Genomic DNA, 16,301 nt, shown 5'->3' with positions numbered 1-16,301 from the left:
GCATGGTTCTCAGGGAGCAGGCCGATGCAATCGACGACTTCATCTCGCGCGCGCCGTTGGATCTCGACGCTGGCGTGGAGCGCGCTGGCCTGTGCGCCGTGGCCGGCACTGGCGGCCGACCCGGTGCCGGAACTGCAGCGGCCGGCCGGCACCGCGCAGGCGGTGGGCGTGGTGCATACGATCCGGCAGATCCCCGAGGCCTGCGTGCGCTTCGAAGGCGTCTATACCGGCGATGCCGCCAAGCCGTATTCGTTCTCGGCGGTGCGCACCAGTCCCACCTGCCAGCCGCGCGCCAAGCTGGTCGACTTCGCCCAGGCCAAGCCCAGCGAAGCGGCGGGCTGGAAGTTCAACGACCTGATCCGCGTACCCAGCGCCGCGTGCCCGTCGCAGCAGGCGGTGGTGCGGGTGTGGCGCAAGCCGGTGGCGAGCAAGCCCGAACTCGACGGCCAGGGGCAGTCGCGGATCTATCTCGAAGAGGCGAAGAAGCAGGCGGCGGCCGGCAAGATCCCGCAGGTGACGCTGTTCACCGCGCAGATGACGATGGAAGGCAGCGCCTGCCATTGAACCGACGCATGCGGGCGCGTTGCGACGCCGGCATATGCGCGTCGGGTGCCATGCACAGCTGACACAGGCGGGCCGTGCGTGCCTGCGGCCGCGCATGAGAACTCAGCGGCGGACGATGCCGGAGTCCGTGGTCATTCGATGGTACTTGGGACGTTCGCAGTTGCTGTAGACACGTGGCGATGCGCGCGCCAGACGCTTGCGCCTCTGGCCGTCCAGCGTCGTGCAGGCAGATCGAACTGCCATTCTCGACCAGATCGAACCGCCATCCTCTACGGCCTTGCAACTGCCGGCGCTTGCCATTGCGTCCGCAGGTCGACGCGCTGCGCCGGCGCGGCACGATGTCTGCGTCCGGACGGGCAGACGAGCGCGGCATTCGCAGTGAGCTTCAGTTGCCGAGTGCGCGAGCCAGCGCCCATCTGCCTCGAGCAGCCGCGTAGTCGTGGTGCTGCCGCCGCCTTTGGTCTTCCCGCGATGGGATACGGCTCGGCAGAAGATCTTCCTCACCAGGTGCGCTCAAGCGGAGGACGCCGGACGCGGCTTGCGGAAGGTCAGCCACAGCGCCGAGAGGAGGAAGTAGAGGCCGCCGAACGCGGCGTAGGGTGCGAGTTGGACGAGTCCGGGCGCCGTGCCGAACGACTGGACGACGAAGACGCCGCCGGCAAGCGCCGACTGTGCGCCGCTGATGATCATGAAGACCTGGCCACCGAGCTTGCGCCGGCGGATGCCGACGGCGAGCTGGAATATCCCGGCCAGCAGCGCCCATGCGCCGAAGACCAGCACGCCGCCGGCATTGCCGCGCATGGCGAACGCGCCGGCCATGGCGACTGCGGTGAGGACGCTGACCAGCGCGTTGAACGTCTGCCCGGGGTTGGCCTGCAGGCCGCCGCTGCGCCGCGCATCGACCACGTTCGCGATCGCGTCCCAGGCCGGGTAGAGCACCAGAAGCGCACCGGCGACCAGCGCAGGTGCCGGCGCGGACACGACGACCGCGGCAACCCAGGCAAAGGCGACCCCGGCGCGCAGCAGATAGAAATTTCGCAAAGAGTTCATGGGTGGGTCCTCGAAAGAGGTGTCACCCTACTAGTAGGTAGGTAAACCGTCAAGCGTCGGTTGGTCGGGGCCGGGATGGAAGGTTCCAGAACGGCACCGCTTCCGTGTGGCTACCTACTGGCTGGTAAAATTCGTGCCATGAACACGCAGCAGAAGCTCATCGATTCGGCGCGCTACTTGATCCAGACGCGGGGCTACAACGGCTTCAGCTACGCCGACGTCGCCGAACAGGTGCAGGTGCGCAAGGCGAGCATCCATCATCACTTCCCCGCCAAGGCCGATCTCGCCCGCGCGGTGGTGGAGGAGTCGCGCGCGCTGATCGTGGCGCAGACGCGGTCGCTCGACAGCGGCGTCTTCGATCCGGAAGAACAGCTGCGCTTCTACACCGGTTATTGGGAGAGGTGCATTGCCGATGCGTCTGCCCCGTTCTGCGTCGCCGGCATGCTCGCCAGCGAGTTGCCCACCCTGCCTGCCGATCTGGCCGAGCACGTGCGCGCGCACTTCCGCGACCTGTCGAACTGGCTGGAGACCGTGCTGACCCGTGGCGCGCAGCTGGGGCTGTTCGAGCTGCAAGGCTCCGCCCGCCTGGAGGCGGAGTCGTTCATGTCCACGGTCTACGGCGCGATGCTCACCGCGCGCGCCTACGGGGAACCGAAAGCGTTCGCCGAGATCGTCCAGGGCGGCCTGAAGAAGCTGTTGCGCCGGCCAGGGTGAGTGCGCACTGCCCGCCGCTCCGCCGCGTCATGTCATGGCGCGACGGCGCGCGCGATCGAGCGTGTCCAAAAAACGCGCCACTGTTCTCGACCACGACCAACGGCGCGCTGAATCCCGATCCCGAGTCCGCAAGGCCTGCAGATAGCGCGCCGCTGGCGGGTAAGGCGAAATCCGGTGGCCCCGATACCGTTTCCATCGGCCGACCGGTCACGATCCGGACCGGGAGCGAACTTCGAAGTCTTCGCCGCCCTTGTATTGCCGATATTGATGCTTATCGTCGTGCAGCGAGCGCCGCTCCGACACGATTCGGGACGCGTCTTCGGATGTTTGGTTCGGGAGAAGGTGCCGGCGTTCTCGCCCTATTTCGTTCGGTGTTCCGAACGAAGTCGCCTCCAGGCCGAGGGCCAGGAAGCCACACGCAGATCGGGTACGCGCCGATGTGCGGGCACAAAAAATCCGATGCCACGTTCATGGCATCGGATTCTCGGGAACGCCGGCGGGGACTCAAATGCTCAGGCGAACAATCGGGGAAAGCGCCGGGTTATTTCGTTCGGAAGGACGGGGGCCATACGATCAGTTGCCGCGGCAGTCGCGCAGCCAGAGCGCTTGGCCGAGTTGTTCGTAATGTTCGACGACGCCGGTGAGCGTCACTTTTTCTCCCGGGCGCAGCGCGAGTGCATAGGCGGCTTGATTCGCGGCGAACGAGCAGATGATGGCGACTTTATCGTAGCGCTCGTCTTCTGGAGTGAAGATATCGAATCCGACGTTGTATGTGCCGCCGCTCTTGAGTACGCCCGAGCTGTTGATCTTGCCGGTAATGCGATAGACCTTGTCCTTGTAGCGTGCTTCGATCGCGGCCGGGCTTTCCTTGGCTTGATTGCGTAACATGAATCCGAACTTGTCCGCGCCGATTTCGACGGGAGCGGCATCCAGCGTCTTCTTGGCGAACTTTTCGCCTTCGGTGCCAGGCTTGACTTGGTTGAGCAACTTGCACATCTCGCTGCGGATGTTGTCAGAAGATGCCATGGCGCCCTTGTTGAGCTTGACCAGCATTCCAACCTTGCCTTCGCCATTCTCGACGCTGGCCGAGATGATCATCGGAATCGGCTTGTGTGACAACGTCTGGGGTTCTTCAATCAACATGGAGCCGGCATCGGCGTCTTCGCTGAGGATGTCCATATTGGCCTGCTTGGCAATCACGTGCATCTGGCCGATTGCGCTTTTCACGGTCAGGTTGGGCAGGCTGACCGAGGTCGAATAACTGGTGCCGATGAAAGGATTGCCCTTCTTCTCGAAGTTCGCTTCGCAGGTTGCGGCGAAGACCGGCGCTGCGGTGAGAAGCAGTAAAGCGGAAACTATATATTGGCGCTTCATCAATTAACTTCCTTGATAGACGAATTGGCTATTTGCAATTGAAGTGTCCCGGTAAATGCCGGGACGTCTGACTGGGTTTCCGTACGGTTTTTCTTGCGTGGCGATTATTGTCCTGCACTGTCGCCAGGCAATTGTCAGCGCCGTTCTTGGAAGGGCATGTCCCGCTTCGGTGCGTGCGCGCACCGAAATGCCATTCTTGCCGTCTTCCGGCCGGGCAGGCTTTCGCGTCCCCCCACCGCAGCCTGGCGGATTTTATCATGGTCCGCCGGCCCCGCTTAGCCTTCCCAGGCCGCCAGCTTCCTCTTCACCGCCACGTTCTTGAGCGCCACGTACTTCGGCAGGCCGTCGTTGCGGTCGTAGGGCGGATAGGCCTCGCCGCGGATCAGCGGCTGCAGGTAGCGGCGCGCCTTGTCGGTGATGCCGAAGCCGTCCTTGCGCAGGAACGCCGGTGGCATCTTCTTCTCGTGGTTGGCGATCTTGCTCAGCGGCGCGGCCTCGATCTTCCAGCGGTAGGGCGCATCGCTGCTGCGCACGATCACCGGCATCACCGCGTTCATGCCCTTCAGCGCGAACTGCACCGCGGCCTTGCCGGCGGCCTGCGCCTGGTCCCAATCGGTCTTGGACGCGATATGGCGGGCCGAACGCTGCAGGTAGTCGGGCAAGGTCCAGTGCACCTTGTAGCCGAGTTCCGCCTTGACCTTGCCGGCCAGGTAGGAGGCCACGCCGCCGAGCTGGCTGTGGCCGAATGCGTCGGTGCCGCCGCCGGCGTCGGCGACGAAGCGCCCGTCGGCGGTCTGGATGCCTTCGCTGGCCACCACCACGCACCAGCCGACCTTGTCCACCACCTTGCGCACCTGCGCCAGGAACGCGGCCTCGTCGTAGGCGCGCTCGGGGAACAAGATGATCTGCGGCGCGTCGTCGGGCGACTGCGCGGCCAGCCCGGCCGCCGCGGCCAGCCAACCGGCGTGACGGCCCATCGCCTCGTAGACAAATACCTTGGTCGAGGTCTCGGCCATCGCCGCCACGTCCAGCGCCGCTTCGCGCACCGCCACCGCGGTGTACTTGGCGGCCGAGCCGAAGCCGGGGCAGGTGTCGGTGACCGCCAGGTCGTTGTCGATGGTCTTGGGCACGCCGATGCAATGCAGCGGATAGCCGAAGGCCTCGGCCAGCTGCGACACCTTCCACGCGGTGTCGGCCGAATCGTTGCCGCCGTTGTAGAGGAAGTAGCGCACGTCGTGCGCCTTGAACACCTCCAGCAGGCGCTCGTACTTGGCGCGGTCGGCGTCCAGCGACTTGAGCTTGTAGCGGCACGAGCCGAACGCGCCGCCGGGCGTGTGCGCCAGGGCACGGATCGCCGCCGCCGATTCCTTCGAGGTGTCGATCAGGTCCTCGCGCAGCGCGCCGAGGATGCCGTTGCGCGCGGCAAGCACCTTGACCTTGCGCGCGCGGGCCTCGCCGATCACGGCGGCGGCGCTGGCGTTGATGACGGCGGTGACGCCGCCGGACTGGGCGTACAGCAGGGTGCCTTGGGCCATGGTCTGGGCTCGCTCCTGGGTGGGGACATTGCCGGGACATTACCCGGATGCGGTAAGCTGCGCGTCTTGCGGCGCAGCGCAGGCGTGGCTCCGGAGTCTAACGCCGCCGGCCGCGCACGGTACTTTTCTCTAGGAGTCAGGTTGATGCGATTGGTTCTGTTGGGACCGCCCGGATCGGGCAAGGGTACGCAGGCGGCCCGCCTGAAGGACACGCTGAAGATTCCGCACATCTCCACCGGCGACTTGCTCCGCGCGGAGGTCGCGGCTGGCACCCCGCTGGGGGTGCAGGCCAAGGAAGTGATGGCGCGCGGCGACCTGGTTTCCGACGACATCCTGCTCGGCATGCTGGAATCGCGGCTCGGCCGCGAGGACGTCGGCAACGGTTTCATCCTCGACGGCTACCCGCGCAACCTGGCGCAGGCCTCGGCGCTGGACGAACTGCTGGCCAAGCTCGGCCAGCCGCTGAACGCGGTGGTGCAGCTGGACGTGCCCACCGAGCTGCTGGTCGAGCGCATCGCCGGCCGCGCCAAGGCCGAAGGCCGCGAAGACGATAACCCCGAATCGGTGCGCAAGCGCCTGCAGGTGTACAACGACTCCACCGCGCCGGTGATCGGCTTCTACGACAAGCGCGGCACCCTGGCGCGGGTGGACGGCGTGGGTTCGCAGGACGACGTGCTGGCGCGCATCAGCGCCGCGATCGGCGGCTGACGCCGCCGGCATTTCGGGCGCCGCATCGCTGCGGCGCTCGCGCCCGGCAGGGGGCGCCAGCGGCGATGCCGGGCGCAATGCCCACAGGCGCCACCGCGCAATGGCGCGGCATGCTTGCCTGGGCGTGAGGTCTGCAGAAGCTGCTGGCGAAGGCGCTATGCGAGGGCGGCGAGTTGCCCTGGGCCATCAGGGCCCGGCCAGCGCCCGGTGCCGTTACCGCCACCGCTTCGTTCGTCGCGACTGAAGTCGCTCCCGCAAGACCTGCGTCGGCCCGGCGGGCTCGACGCCGTTGCAAGCATGGCTTCTGCTCGCGATCGAAGCGGCTCCCACGGGGCGGGCGATTGCTTGCGCGGGCTCGGAAGGTTCGGATGGTCTTCGGACGATCAGCTCCCCGTAGCGTCCTGAGCTGAAATGCCCCTCGCGGGTTGTCGTGGCTGCCGGTACGGGTCGGGATTCCATTTTCCATGCAGGTGCGCGCCCGCTCGCCACGGCGCGCACTGCGGACACGACCCTCCCGTCCTGCCGGGAGGCAGGCGGGAGGCGTGGGGCGTAGGTGCCAGCGAACGGACGTGCTCAGCGTCCCGCAGCATGAGCTCCCTTGGGGATGGCCTCTTGGGGAGTAGGACCTTAGGGTGCTGCGGCTGGCTCGTTCATTTTCGGTGCCGATCCCCGACTTGCCTATCGGGGACTTTCCCGGGGGGGTGTGGGGAATTCCCTACTTGACGGCCGCATGCGGCAGGCAGCCGGACTGGGCGAGCCGCCCGCCGCCGACCTCGCGCCGGCGGTGGGCGGTGGGCGATTTCCGCCCGCGGCGACGATCGGCGACAATCGGCGGATGAGCAATATCCATATCCTCGGCATCGCCGGCACGTTCATGGGCGGCGTCGCCGCGCTGGCGCGCGAACTCGGGCACCGCGTCGAAGGCAGCGACCAGGCGATCTATCCGCCGATGTCCACGCAGCTGGAGCGCCTGGGCATCGCGCTGAAACAGGGCTACCTGCCCGGGAACATCGCCGCCGACTGCGACCAGGTCATCATCGGCAACGCGCTGTCGCGCGGCAACCCGGCGGTGGAGGCGGTGCTCGACAGCGGTCGCCGCTATGTGTCCGGCGCGCAGTGGCTGAGCGAGCAGGTGCTGCCCGGCCGCGACACCCTGGCGGTGGCCGGCACCCACGGCAAGACCACCACCACTGGGATCCTGACCTGGCTGCTGCAGGCCGCTGGGCGCGAGCCGGGTTTCCTGATCGGCGGCGTGGCCGAGGATTTCGGCGTCTCCGCGCGGCTGGGCGGAGACGCGTCCGCCGCGGTGCCTGCGCAAGACGGCGGCGCGATGGCCCGCCCGGTGTTCGTCGTGGAAGCCGACGAGTACGACACCGCGTTCTTCGACAAGCGCAGCAAGTTCGTGCACTACCGGCCGCTGGTGGCGATCCTCAACAACCTCGAGTACGACCACGCCGACATCTTCCCCGACGTGGCCGCGATCCAGCGCCAGTTCCACCACCTGGTGCGCACCGTGCCGCGGCGCGGACGGCTGATCGTCAATGGCGAGGACGCCCACCTACGCGAAGTGCTGGCGATGGGCTGCTGGACGCCGGTGGAGCGATTCGGTTTCGATCCGGACTTCGAGTGGAGCGCGCGCCCGCTCGCCGCCGACGGCAGCCATTTCGCGGTGCTGCACCGCGGCCGGGAGCTGGGCCAGGTGCGCTGGCCGCTGCTCGGCCGGCACAACGTGATGAACGCGCTGGCGGCGCTGGCGGCGGCCCATGCGGTCGGCGTGGCGCCGGCGCAGGTGATGCCGGCGCTGGCGCGGTTCCGCAGCGTCAAGCGCCGCCTGGAAGTGATCGGCCAGGCGCAGGGCGTCACCGTCTACGACGACTTCGCCCATCACCCCACCGCGATCCGCACCACGCTGGAAGGCCTGCGCGCCAAGGTCGGCCAGGCGCGCATCGTGGTGGCGATGGAGCCGCGCAGCAACTCGATGCGGCTGGGCGCGCATGCCGATGCGCTGGCGCCCTCGCTGGAGGCGGCCGACGCGGTGGTGTTCCTGCATCGCCCCGAGCTGGCCTGGGACGCGGGCAAGGTGATCGCCGCGCTGCGCGGCCAGGCGCAGGCCGCGGCCGACGTGGATGCGCTGCTGGCCGCGTTGCGCGCGCAGGCGCAGGCCGGCGACCACGTGGTGTTCATGTCCAACGGCGGTTTCGATGGCGCGCCGCGCCGCTTCCTGGCGATGCTGCAATGAGCGTGCAGGGGCGCACGAGGACGCTGCGATGAACGAGTTGGTCGCGCTGCCGCTGTTTCCACTGCATTCGGTGCTGCTGCCGGGAGCCTCGATCAAGCTGCGCGTGTTCGAGCGGCGCTATCTGGACCTGGTGCGCGAATGCGGCCGCAACGGCGGCGGTTTCGGCGTGTGCCTGATCCTGGACGGCAGCGAGACCGGCGCGCCGGCGGTGCCGGCCGCATTCGGCACCGAGGCGCGGATCGTCGATTTCGACGTCGGCGCCGACGGCGTGCTGGTGCTGAGCCTGCGCGGTGCGCGGCGTTTCCACGTGCTGCGCAGCCGCGTGCGCGACAACGGCCTGGTGGTCGGCGACGTGCAATGGTGCGAGCCGGACAGCGACGACGAACTGCTCCCGCAGCACGCGCTGCTGGCGACGGTGCTGGACAGCATCCTCGACCAGGCGGCCGACGTGTACCCGGTGGCCGGGCCGCGGCTGCTGGACCAGGCTGGCTGGGTCGGCTGGCGGCTGGCCGAGATGCTGCCGCTGGACGAGCGCCAGCGGCTGTCGCTGCTGCAGGAGGACGATCCGCATCAGCGGCTGGAGCAGTTGCTGTCGTGGATACCTTGACGGCGGGGATTGGGGATTCGCGAGGGGTGCCGGCGCCGGATGCGTGGCGAACGGTCATGCGCCTGCTAGGCGCTTAGTCGGCCGCATCCAGGCACGATCGAGCGTTGTAGGAGCGGCTTCAGCCGCGACACGGGCCATCGGCGGCTGGGGGCGTTGTTCCGCACTACGGAGCCGACGCGTGCGCCACGCAAGGTGGCCTTGAGTCATCGTGTCGGTAAATGCCGGTCGCGGCTGAAGCCGCTCCCACAGTTGCTCCGCCATGCGTTCCGCCAGCGGTGAGCGGCTGGAGTGGACGGGCGTTACTGCGCTCCGGCCGACGCCTCGCCCTCGCTGCGCACCAGCAGCACCGGCACGCCGGACGGACGATGGCTGTCCTTGCGCAGCGGCAGGCCCTGCAGCGCGTCGGTGACCGCGTTGAGCGCCGGATCGGCGCCGCGCAGCGGGCGCCACAGCCCGACCAGGTTGAAATGGCGCTCGTAGCGCAGGCTCTGCGCGCTGCCCAGCCACAGCGGCACGTTGCCCGGCTGCAGCTGCGCCGGGGCCGGCCACAGGCGCAGCGCGTACAGTTCGTCCGGGCGCGGGCCGGGGCGCAGCATCAGCAGCGACTCCACCTGCGTGTCCAGCGTCGCCGGCAGCACCGGCACGTGCTCGGACTTGGCCTGGTAGTCCAGCAGCTGCAATGCCTGCTGCCAGCCGGCCTGCGGCTGCGCACGCCAGCCGGCGGCCTCGAGCTTGCGCTGCAGCGGCGCAAGCGGCCCGGCCACCTGCAGGTCCAGCGGCCAGCGCTGGTTGTCGTCGAACTCGTTGCGGCGCGACGGCAGCACCCGCCATTCGTGGTCCCACCAGGCGCCGGCCTGCAGGTCCAGCAACACCGGCGGCGGCGGCTGGAACTTGGCCAGCTTGTGCTCCAGGTTGCGCGGCGCGTACCACAGCGCGGCGAGCACGAAGCCGCCATAGAACAGCCAGGCCAGCGGCTTCATCCAGAACGCGCGGTTGAAGCGGCGGCGGTAGGCGATGCCCAGCACCAGCAGCCAGAAGATGCCGAACAGCATGCCGCCGACCACGTCGCTGAGCCAGTGCGCGCCCAGGTACAGGCGCGCGAAGCCGATCAGGGTCACCACCACGCCGGACAGCAGGTACGGCCACACCCGCGAGCGCCCCGGCAGTTCGCGCGCGATCAGCACGGCGAAGAAGCCGAAGCTGATCGTGGCCAGGGTCACCGCCACCGACGGGAAGCCGAAGCCGCTGCTGGCCGCCGGCGGGCGCACCACGTGCATGGTGTTGCCGAGCAGCTTGGTCAGCGCCAGGCCGAAGGCCAGCGCGGCCAGCCAGTGCGCCGCGGCCATCCAGCGCCGGCGCCAGATCAGGTAGGCCATGCCCAGCGTGGTGGCCGGCGCCAGCACCTGCCAGTCGCCGAGCGAAGCCAGCGCGGCCATCGGGTAGTCGGCCAGCGGGTTGCGCAGCGCCAGCATCAGGTCGTGCACGGCCAGGTCCAGCCGCAGCGGTTCGCCGTGCGCCACCACCACCATCAGCAGCGCGAACCAGCCCCAGCCCAGTGCCAGCAGCATCAGCGCCAGCATCGCCAGCGGCACCGACTCGCGCCGCTGCGGGTCGAACACCGCGATCGAGTAGCGGCCCAGCACCGGGTGCCGCCGCGACCAGTCCAGCGCGCGCGCCAGCAGCGCATCGATGTGCCCGGCCGACCAGCGATAACCGTACAGCACGATCGCCCACACCAGGCCCAGCGCCAGCAGCAGCAGGCCCAGCACCAGGAACAGCCGCCCGGCGACCGCGGCCACCGCATCGTAGGCCTGGCCCAGCAGCCAGCCCGGGCCCAGGAACAGCAGCGCCCAGGTCACCGCGGCCACGCCGCTGGCCAGGAAATAGCGGCGCAGCGGCATCTTCATCATGCCCGCCACCGCCGGCACGAACGGGCGGATCGCGCCTACGTAGCGCGCGATCAGGATGCTCTTGAAGGCATTGCGGCGGAACATCGCCTCGCCGCGGTCCAGCAGTTGCGGATAGCGCCGGAACGGCCAGTAGTTGCGCAGCTGGTGGCCCCAGCGGTGGCCGACCCAGTAGCTGAGCGCATCGCCGGCCAGCGCGCCCAGTGCCGCGCTGACCACCGCGTACGGGCCGGAGATCTGCCCCAGCCCGATCAGCACGCCGATCGCAAACAGCAACGGCAACGCCGGCACGATGGTGCCCAGCACAATGACCGCATCGCAGAACGCGATGGCGAAGATGACCACGCCGGCCAGGAGCGGGTGCGCTGCGACCCACTCCAGCGTGGCGTCGATCCAGGATGAATTCATGGGAGGGATTATAGGTGGGCGAGGATGGCGTTCCGCTTAAACTGGCGTGATGACCGACCCGTCCGCCGCTTCGAGCCAGATCCTCAAGTCCGACAGCTTCGGGCGGATCCTGCTGCTGCGCGAGGGCGCGGCGCGGTTCGTGCGCCGCGACCTGTCGGCCTCGCCGTGGTGGCTGCGCTGGCCGGCGCGGTGGCTGGCGCGGCGCGAGGCGCGGGCGCTGCGCCAGCTCGACGGCATGGCGGCCACGCCGCAGCTGCTGCGCTGGGACGGGACCTTCCTGGACCGCAGCTACCTGGCCGGCGAGGCGATGTACCAGCGCCCGCCGCGCGGCGACCTGGCCTACTTCCGCGCCGCGCGGCGCCTGCTGCAGCAGGTGCATCGGCGCGGCGTGGCGCACAACGACCTGGCCAAGGAGGCCAACTGGCTGGTGCTGGAGGACGGCACCCCGGCGCTGATCGATTTCCAGCTGGCGGTGCGCGGCGCGCCACGTTCGCGCTGGATGCGGCTGCTGGCGCGCGAGGACCTGCGGCACCTGCTCAAACACAAGCGCATGTACTGCCGCCAGGCGCTGACCCCGGTCGAACTGCGCCTGCTCAAGCGCCATTCGTGGGTGCGCGAGCTGTGGTTCGCCACCGGCAAGCCGGTCTACCGCTTCGTGACCAGGCGCATCCTGAAGTGGGAAGACAACGAGGGGCAGGGGCCGAAGCCCTGAATGGAGCGGGACTCGGGACCCGGGACTCGGGACTCGGAAAAGCGGATTTGCGGTGTCTGCCGCTGAGCGGAGCTAAGCTGTTGCCAGTCCCGAGTCCCGAGTCCCGAGTCCCGTGAATCTAACCGGCAAAACCCTGTTCATCACCGGCGCCTCGCGCGGCATCGGCCTGGCGATCGCGCTGCGGGCGGCACGCGACGGCGCCAACGTGGCGATCGCGGCCAAGTCGTCGGTGCCCAATCCGAAGCTGCCGGGCACCATCCACAGCGCGGCCGAGGCGGTCGAGGCGGCCGGCGGGCGCGGCCTGGCGCTGAAGTGCGACATCCGCGAGGAGGAGCAGGTACGCGCCGCGGTCGCCGCGACGGTCGAGGCGTTCGGCGGCATCGACATCCTGGTCAACAACGCCAGCGCGATCTGGCTGCGCGGCGCGCTGGACACGCCGATGAAGCGCTTCGACCTGATGCAGCAGGTCAACGCGCGCGGCAGCTTCCTGTGCGCGCAGGCCTGCCTGCCGCACCTGCTGCGCAGCGCCAATCCGCATATCCTGACCCTGGCGCCGCCGCCGTCGCTGGATCCGAAATGGTGGGCGCCGCATACCGGCTACACCCTGGCCAAGATGGGCATGAGCTTCGTGACCCTGGGCCTGGCCGGCGAGTTCGGCCCGCAGGGCGTGGCGGTCAATGCGCTGTGGCCGCGCACGCTGATCGCGACCGAGGCGTTGAACATGATCCCCGGGGTCGATGCGGGCAACGGCCGGCGTCCGGAGATCATGGCCGACGCCGCGCATGCGGTGCTCACCCGCGCCGCGGCGGGCTTCCATGGCCAGTTCCTGATCGACGACGAGGTGTTGGCCGCGGCGGGGGTCGCCGATCTTTCCGCCTACGCGGCGGATCCGACGCGGCCGTTGCTGCCGGATCTGTTCCTGGATTGAATGCGCGGCATGAGCCGGAGCGGCAAGGCGGTGGCCTGGATGGCAGGACCCTGTGGTGGCGATGCGCGCGTGCCTGGTGCATCCGTAGAAGGGGATCCAACCTCGACGCAGCCCGGCAAGTTCACCGATCCGTTCGTCGCTCGGAGTTACTCAGTGGGCCAGCGCACTGTAGGAGGCTTCAGCCCCGACACACTCCCGTCCGCAGCCCGGAAGCTCCGCAACTCGTTCATCGAGGCGAATGGCCTGAGGGCCATTGGGTTGCTCCTGCCGCACTTGCGTGCGCTGTGATCGCGCAGGGGCCTTGAGCAGAGGCTTCCGTCGTACTGCCGTGCGCTTGGCGCCTGCCCCGTAGCCCGCGCCTGCCCGCCGCGGACGCTACCCTATACGCTTGTACAGGATCCCGCCGCGGCGCCTGCCGATCCCGCCGGTTCCCCCAGCCACTGGAGTTGTTGCCATGAAATACCTGCACGCCATGATCCGCGTCCACGACCTGGAGAAGACCAGCAAGTTCTTCACCGAAGGCCTGGGCCTGCACGAGACCCGCCGCATCGACAACGAAGCCGGCAAGTTCACCCTGGTGTACTTCGGCGCGCCGGCCAATCCGGAGGCCGAGGTCGAGCTGACCTACAACTGGGGCTCGGACGAGGACTACGGCAGCGCGCGCAACTTCGGCCACCTGGCGTTCGAGGTCGACGACATCTACGCGACGTGCGCGCACCTGCAGGCGCAGGGCATCGTCATCAACCGCCCGCCGCGCGACGGGCGCATGGCTTTCGTGCGCAGCCCGGACCTGATCTCGATCGAACTGCTGCAGAAGGGCGACGCGCTGCCGCCGGCCGAGCCGTGGGCGTCGATGCCCAATACCGGCGTCTGGTGACGCCGCCGGCCGCGGCGCCGGACGCGGCCGGCGCCGGCATACGCCGCTGGCGGTCCTATAATCGAACGCTTTCCCGCAGGGTGTTCCTTCGATGACCGCTTCCTCCGCCGCGGATCTGCTCGCTCTCGGCCAGCGTTACTACCTGCCGATCTACCGCCCGCGCCAGCTGGTGCTGGAGCGCGGCCAGGGCGCCAGGGTGTGGGACAGCGAAGGCCGTGACTACATCGACCTGTCGGCGGGCATCGCCGTGTGCGGGCTCGGCCACAACGATCCGGACCTGCTCGCGGCGCTGGTCGAGCAGGCCGGCAAGCTGTGGCATACCAGCAACGTGTTCTACAGCGAACCGCCGCTGCGCCTGGCCGAGGAACTGGTGTCGGCGTCGCGCTTCGCGCAGCGCGTGTTCCTGTGCAACTCCGGCTCGGAGGCCAACGAGGTGGCGATCAAGCTGGTGCGCAAGTGGGCCGCCGCGCAGGGCCGCGCGCCGCAGCAACGGGTCATCGTGACCTTCCGCGGCAGCTTCCACGGCCGTACCCTGGCCGCGGTCACCGCGACCGCGCAGCCGAAATACCAGGAAGGCTACGAACCGCTGCCGGGCGGGTTTCGCTACGTGGACTTCAACGACGTCGTGCAGCTGGAAACGGCGATGGCGGCCGGCGACGTGGCCGCGGTGCTGGTCGAGCCGGTGCAGGGCGAGGGCGGTGTGATGCCGGCCGCGCCGGGCTTCCTGGCGCGGGTGCGCGCGCTGTGCGACCACCACGACGCGCTGCTGGTGCTGGACGAGATCCAGTGCGGCATGGGCCGCACCGGCACCTTGTTCGCGCACTGGCAGGACGAGGTGACCCCGGACATCGTGACCCTGGCCAAGGCGTTGGGCGGCGGTTTCCCGATCGGCGCGATGCTGGCCGGGCCGAAGGTGGCGCAGACGATGCAGTTCGGTACGCACGGCACCACCTTCGGCGGCAATCCGCTGGCCGCGGCGGTGGCGCGGGTGGCGCTGCGCAAGCTGGCCTCGGCGCAGATCGCCGCGAACGTGTCGCGCCAGTCCAGCGCCTTGCGCCAGGGACTGGCCGCGCTCAACGAGGAGTTCAAGCTGTTTGCGCAGGTGCGCGGGCGCGGCTTGATGCTCGGCGCGGTGCTGGATGCGGCGCACGCGGGGCAGGCCGGGGTGATCCTGGATCATGCGGCGGCGCATGGCCTGCTGACGCTGCAGGCCGGGCCGGACGTGCTGCGCTTCGTGCCGTCGTTGAACATCACCGACCAGGAAGTGGCCGAGGGCCTGAAGCGGTTGCGCGCGGCGCTGCAGGACTACGCCGGCAAGCGTTGAAACGGTTGATGGCGGTGAGTGAGCGTTGGCGGGACATCGACATCAGGGCAGAGCATTCGCGCGTTGCGCGAGTCATGTTGTTTGCCTGTGCAAAGAGCGCTCTACAGCAGCCTTAGGCTGATCAAGGTCGCCAAAGAAGCGCTTTACAACGGCCGAAGGCTGGTCAAGCAGACCCCGGACGCGCGCCCTGCGCTGTGCTCCGATGCGCGAGATGGACAGGAATTTTCCGCTGGCACATCCACGTGCCAACGGAAGACGCCACGCATCTGCGCGGTATCCCCTGCGGGCTGCACCTGTCCATCACCGCGCTCTAAGCGGCAAGATCAAGATCCTGAGCAACGGCAACGCAGTCCGCTGCAATAGCGCGCAATAGCAGGCGACAGCGACGACGGATCTGCCGGTTGCCCGCGGGTCATTTCAGGGCAAGCCGTGCCGCGCCAATGCGCGGCGGAAGGCGCGTGCGCCGCTAGCGGTTTCGGCGTGCATGCCGATCGCGCGTGCGCCGCGCACGTTGACGAACAGGTCGTCGACGAACAGCGTATGCCGTGCATCGGCATTGAAGCGGGCGAGCGCGCGCCGGTAGACCTCGGCCTGCGGCTTGCGCCCGCCCAACGTGCCGCTGCACAGCACGCGCCCGTGCAGCAACGGAAACAGCGCCGGCACGATCCGCGCAATGGCCTGCGCCATCAGCGCGCCGTTGTTGGTGAGTACGCCGACCTCCACGCGGCCGGCGAGCGCCAGCACGGTTTCGATCACGCCGGCGTCGCCACGGTTGCCGGCCACGCGCGCGGCGATCCAATCGGCCTCGCCCACCTGCGCGCCCAGGCCCTCGCCGAGCCGTTGCAGGTAATCGGCGGTGGCGATGGCGCCGCCGTCGTAGGCCGCCTCCAGCCCGGACTCGAACAGCACCTGCCGCACCCGCGCCGCTTCGCAGCCGCAGTGCGCGGCCAGGTGCGCGACGCGGTCCGCGCGCGAATAGCCGGCCAGCACGCCGTCGAAGTCGAGCAGCAGCAGTCGCGGCGGCGCCGCGATCGCCCGGGTCGGCGCATCGCGCAGTGCGCTGGTGCGTGGATGGAGGTGGGTGGGCAAGCGAGCGCGCGCCGAGGCTGCAAGTGACGCCCAGGGTAGCCAAGACCGCCAGCGCCTGCATCCGCCGTCGCCAGCGATAGCCGCCGCCGTTTCGCGGCGGGATCGATGGCGCGCGTACCTTCGGGTAGGCCGCGCTGGGCGCGCACCGAGCGCGATCGCGGACGGTTGATCGCCGCCGTGCGCGCAGTATCGCGCGCTCTGCTGAGCGCGGCCGCGGGCCACGCGCGCCGTCGCCGACCTACCCGCCCACCCGGCACCTACCCGC

General features: G+C 69.1%; 14 protein-coding genes. 9 read left to right on the top strand and 5 right to left on the bottom strand.

Features of this window, described 5'->3' with window-relative positions:
* Nucleotides 1–24: 24 nt before the first annotated feature.
* On the top strand, nt 25–564 hold the full coding sequence (locus tag JR065_RS17325; protein ID WP_241093709.1) for a hypothetical protein: 540 nt from the start codon (nt 25–27) through the stop codon (nt 562–564).
* A gap of 513 nt (nt 565–1,077) precedes the next feature.
* Here the strand turns inward: JR065_RS17325 and JR065_RS17320 are convergent.
* The gene (locus JR065_RS17320; protein ID WP_206235576.1) at nt 1,078–1,614 is read right to left on the bottom strand and encodes a hypothetical protein; all 537 of its coding nucleotides are present in this window, start codon (nt 1,612–1,614) and stop codon (nt 1,078–1,080) included.
* A 75-nt stretch (nt 1,615–1,689) separates the two neighbouring features.
* Here JR065_RS17320 and JR065_RS17315 point away from each other — a divergent pair, with 75 nt between their 5' ends.
* The gene (locus tag JR065_RS17315; protein WP_343237293.1) at nt 1,690–2,328 is read left to right on the top strand and encodes a TetR/AcrR family transcriptional regulator; all 639 of its coding nucleotides are present in this window, start codon (nt 1,690–1,692) and stop codon (nt 2,326–2,328) included.
* A 573-nt stretch (nt 2,329–2,901) separates the two neighbouring features.
* On the opposite strand, the gene JR065_RS17310 is transcribed toward JR065_RS17315, so the two are convergent.
* Nucleotides 2,902–3,702 (bottom strand): hypothetical protein, encoded by an 801-nt coding sequence (locus JR065_RS17310; protein ID WP_206235575.1) that lies wholly within the window; start codon nt 3,700–3,702, stop codon nt 2,902–2,904.
* A 275-nt stretch (nt 3,703–3,977) separates the two neighbouring features.
* Nucleotides 3,978–5,237 carry a 6-phosphofructokinase gene (locus tag JR065_RS17305; protein ID WP_206235573.1) on the bottom strand — a complete coding sequence of 420 codons (1,260 nt, stop codon included), beginning with the start codon at nt 5,235–5,237 and terminating at the stop codon, nt 3,978–3,980.
* Between the two features lie 144 nt (nt 5,238–5,381).
* Here JR065_RS17305 and JR065_RS17300 point away from each other — a divergent pair, with 144 nt between their 5' ends.
* The 3 genes from JR065_RS17300 (at nt 5,382) to JR065_RS17290 (ending at nt 8,791) form a co-directional block, all read left to right on the top strand.
* Entirely contained in the window at nt 5,382–5,945 is a 564-nt protein-coding gene (locus tag JR065_RS17300) for an adenylate kinase (protein WP_206235572.1), read from the top strand.
* 835 nt (nt 5,946–6,780) lie between these two features.
* Nucleotides 6,781–8,184 carry a UDP-N-acetylmuramate:L-alanyl-gamma-D-glutamyl-meso-diaminopimelate ligase gene (mpl, locus tag JR065_RS17295; RefSeq protein WP_206235571.1) on the top strand — a complete coding sequence of 468 codons (1,404 nt, stop codon included), beginning with the start codon at nt 6,781–6,783 and terminating at the stop codon, nt 8,182–8,184.
* Between the two features lie 28 nt (nt 8,185–8,212).
* Nucleotides 8,213–8,791 carry an LON peptidase substrate-binding domain-containing protein gene (locus tag JR065_RS17290; RefSeq protein WP_206235570.1) on the top strand — a complete coding sequence of 193 codons (579 nt, stop codon included), beginning with the start codon at nt 8,213–8,215 and terminating at the stop codon, nt 8,789–8,791.
* Nucleotides 8,792–9,090: 299 nt separating this feature from the next.
* Here JR065_RS17290 and JR065_RS17285 read toward each other — a convergent pair whose 3' ends face one another.
* A complete protein-coding gene (locus tag JR065_RS17285; protein ID WP_206235569.1) occupies nt 9,091–11,106 on the bottom strand; it encodes a bifunctional DedA family/phosphatase PAP2 family protein in 2,016 nt (671 codons plus the stop codon).
* 49 nt (nt 11,107–11,155) lie between these two features.
* Here JR065_RS17285 and JR065_RS17280 point away from each other — a divergent pair, with 49 nt between their 5' ends.
* The 4 genes from JR065_RS17280 to JR065_RS17265 all read left to right on the top strand — a co-directional run bounded on the left by JR065_RS17280 (nt 11,156) and on the right by JR065_RS17265 (nt 14,947).
* Complete coding sequence (locus JR065_RS17280; RefSeq protein ID WP_206235568.1) at nt 11,156–11,818, top strand: serine/threonine protein kinase; 663 nt, start codon at nt 11,156–11,158, stop codon at nt 11,816–11,818.
* 112 nt (nt 11,819–11,930) lie between these two features.
* Nucleotides 11,931–12,746: an SDR family oxidoreductase gene (locus tag JR065_RS17275; RefSeq protein WP_206235567.1), complete on the top strand. Its 816-nt coding sequence runs from the start codon at nt 11,931–11,933 to the stop codon at nt 12,744–12,746.
* A 454-nt stretch (nt 12,747–13,200) separates the two neighbouring features.
* Complete coding sequence (locus JR065_RS17270) at nt 13,201–13,623, top strand: VOC family protein (protein ID WP_206235566.1); 423 nt, start codon at nt 13,201–13,203, stop codon at nt 13,621–13,623.
* A 91-nt stretch (nt 13,624–13,714) separates the two neighbouring features.
* Entirely contained in the window at nt 13,715–14,947 is a 1,233-nt protein-coding gene (locus tag JR065_RS17265) for an acetylornithine transaminase (protein ID WP_206235565.1), read from the top strand.
* 417 nt (nt 14,948–15,364) lie between these two features.
* Here JR065_RS17265 and JR065_RS17260 read toward each other — a convergent pair whose 3' ends face one another.
* Nucleotides 15,365–16,003, bottom strand: a complete 639-nt coding sequence (locus JR065_RS17260; protein ID WP_241093712.1) for an HAD-IA family hydrolase — start codon at nt 16,001–16,003, stop codon at nt 15,365–15,367.
* Nucleotides 16,004–16,301 lie beyond the last annotated feature (298 nt).

It is taken from the genome of Xanthomonas sp. (assembly GCF_017163755.1).
In the GTDB taxonomy this organism is placed as follows: domain Bacteria; phylum Pseudomonadota; class Gammaproteobacteria; order Xanthomonadales; family Xanthomonadaceae; genus Xanthomonas_A.
This window is presented reverse-complemented; position numbering and strand designations above follow the sequence as displayed.

Coding starts and splice junctions, on each gene's coding strand:
- JR065_RS17325 (WP_241093709.1), top strand. CDS start 25: ATGCAATCGACGACTTCATCTCGCGCGCGCCGTTGGATCTCGACGCTG.
- JR065_RS17320 (WP_206235576.1), bottom strand. CDS start 1,614: ATGAACTCTTTGCGAAATTTCTATCTGCTGCGCGCCGGGGTCGCCTTT.
- JR065_RS17315 (WP_343237293.1), top strand. CDS start 1,690: ATGGAAGGTTCCAGAACGGCACCGCTTCCGTGTGGCTACCTACTGGCT.
- JR065_RS17310 (WP_206235575.1), bottom strand. CDS start 3,702: ATGAAGCGCCAATATATAGTTTCCGCTTTACTGCTTCTCACCGCAGCG.
- JR065_RS17305 (WP_206235573.1), bottom strand. CDS start 5,237: ATGGCCCAAGGCACCCTGCTGTACGCCCAGTCCGGCGGCGTCACCGCC.
- JR065_RS17300 (WP_206235572.1), top strand. CDS start 5,382: ATGCGATTGGTTCTGTTGGGACCGCCCGGATCGGGCAAGGGTACGCAG.
- mpl (WP_206235571.1), top strand. CDS start 6,781: ATGAGCAATATCCATATCCTCGGCATCGCCGGCACGTTCATGGGCGGC.
- JR065_RS17290 (WP_206235570.1), top strand. CDS start 8,213: ATGAACGAGTTGGTCGCGCTGCCGCTGTTTCCACTGCATTCGGTGCTG.
- JR065_RS17285 (WP_206235569.1), bottom strand. CDS start 11,106: ATGAATTCATCCTGGATCGACGCCACGCTGGAGTGGGTCGCAGCGCAC.
- JR065_RS17280 (WP_206235568.1), top strand. CDS start 11,156: ATGACCGACCCGTCCGCCGCTTCGAGCCAGATCCTCAAGTCCGACAGC.
- JR065_RS17270 (WP_206235566.1), top strand. CDS start 13,201: ATGAAATACCTGCACGCCATGATCCGCGTCCACGACCTGGAGAAGACC.
- JR065_RS17265 (WP_206235565.1), top strand. CDS start 13,715: ATGACCGCTTCCTCCGCCGCGGATCTGCTCGCTCTCGGCCAGCGTTAC.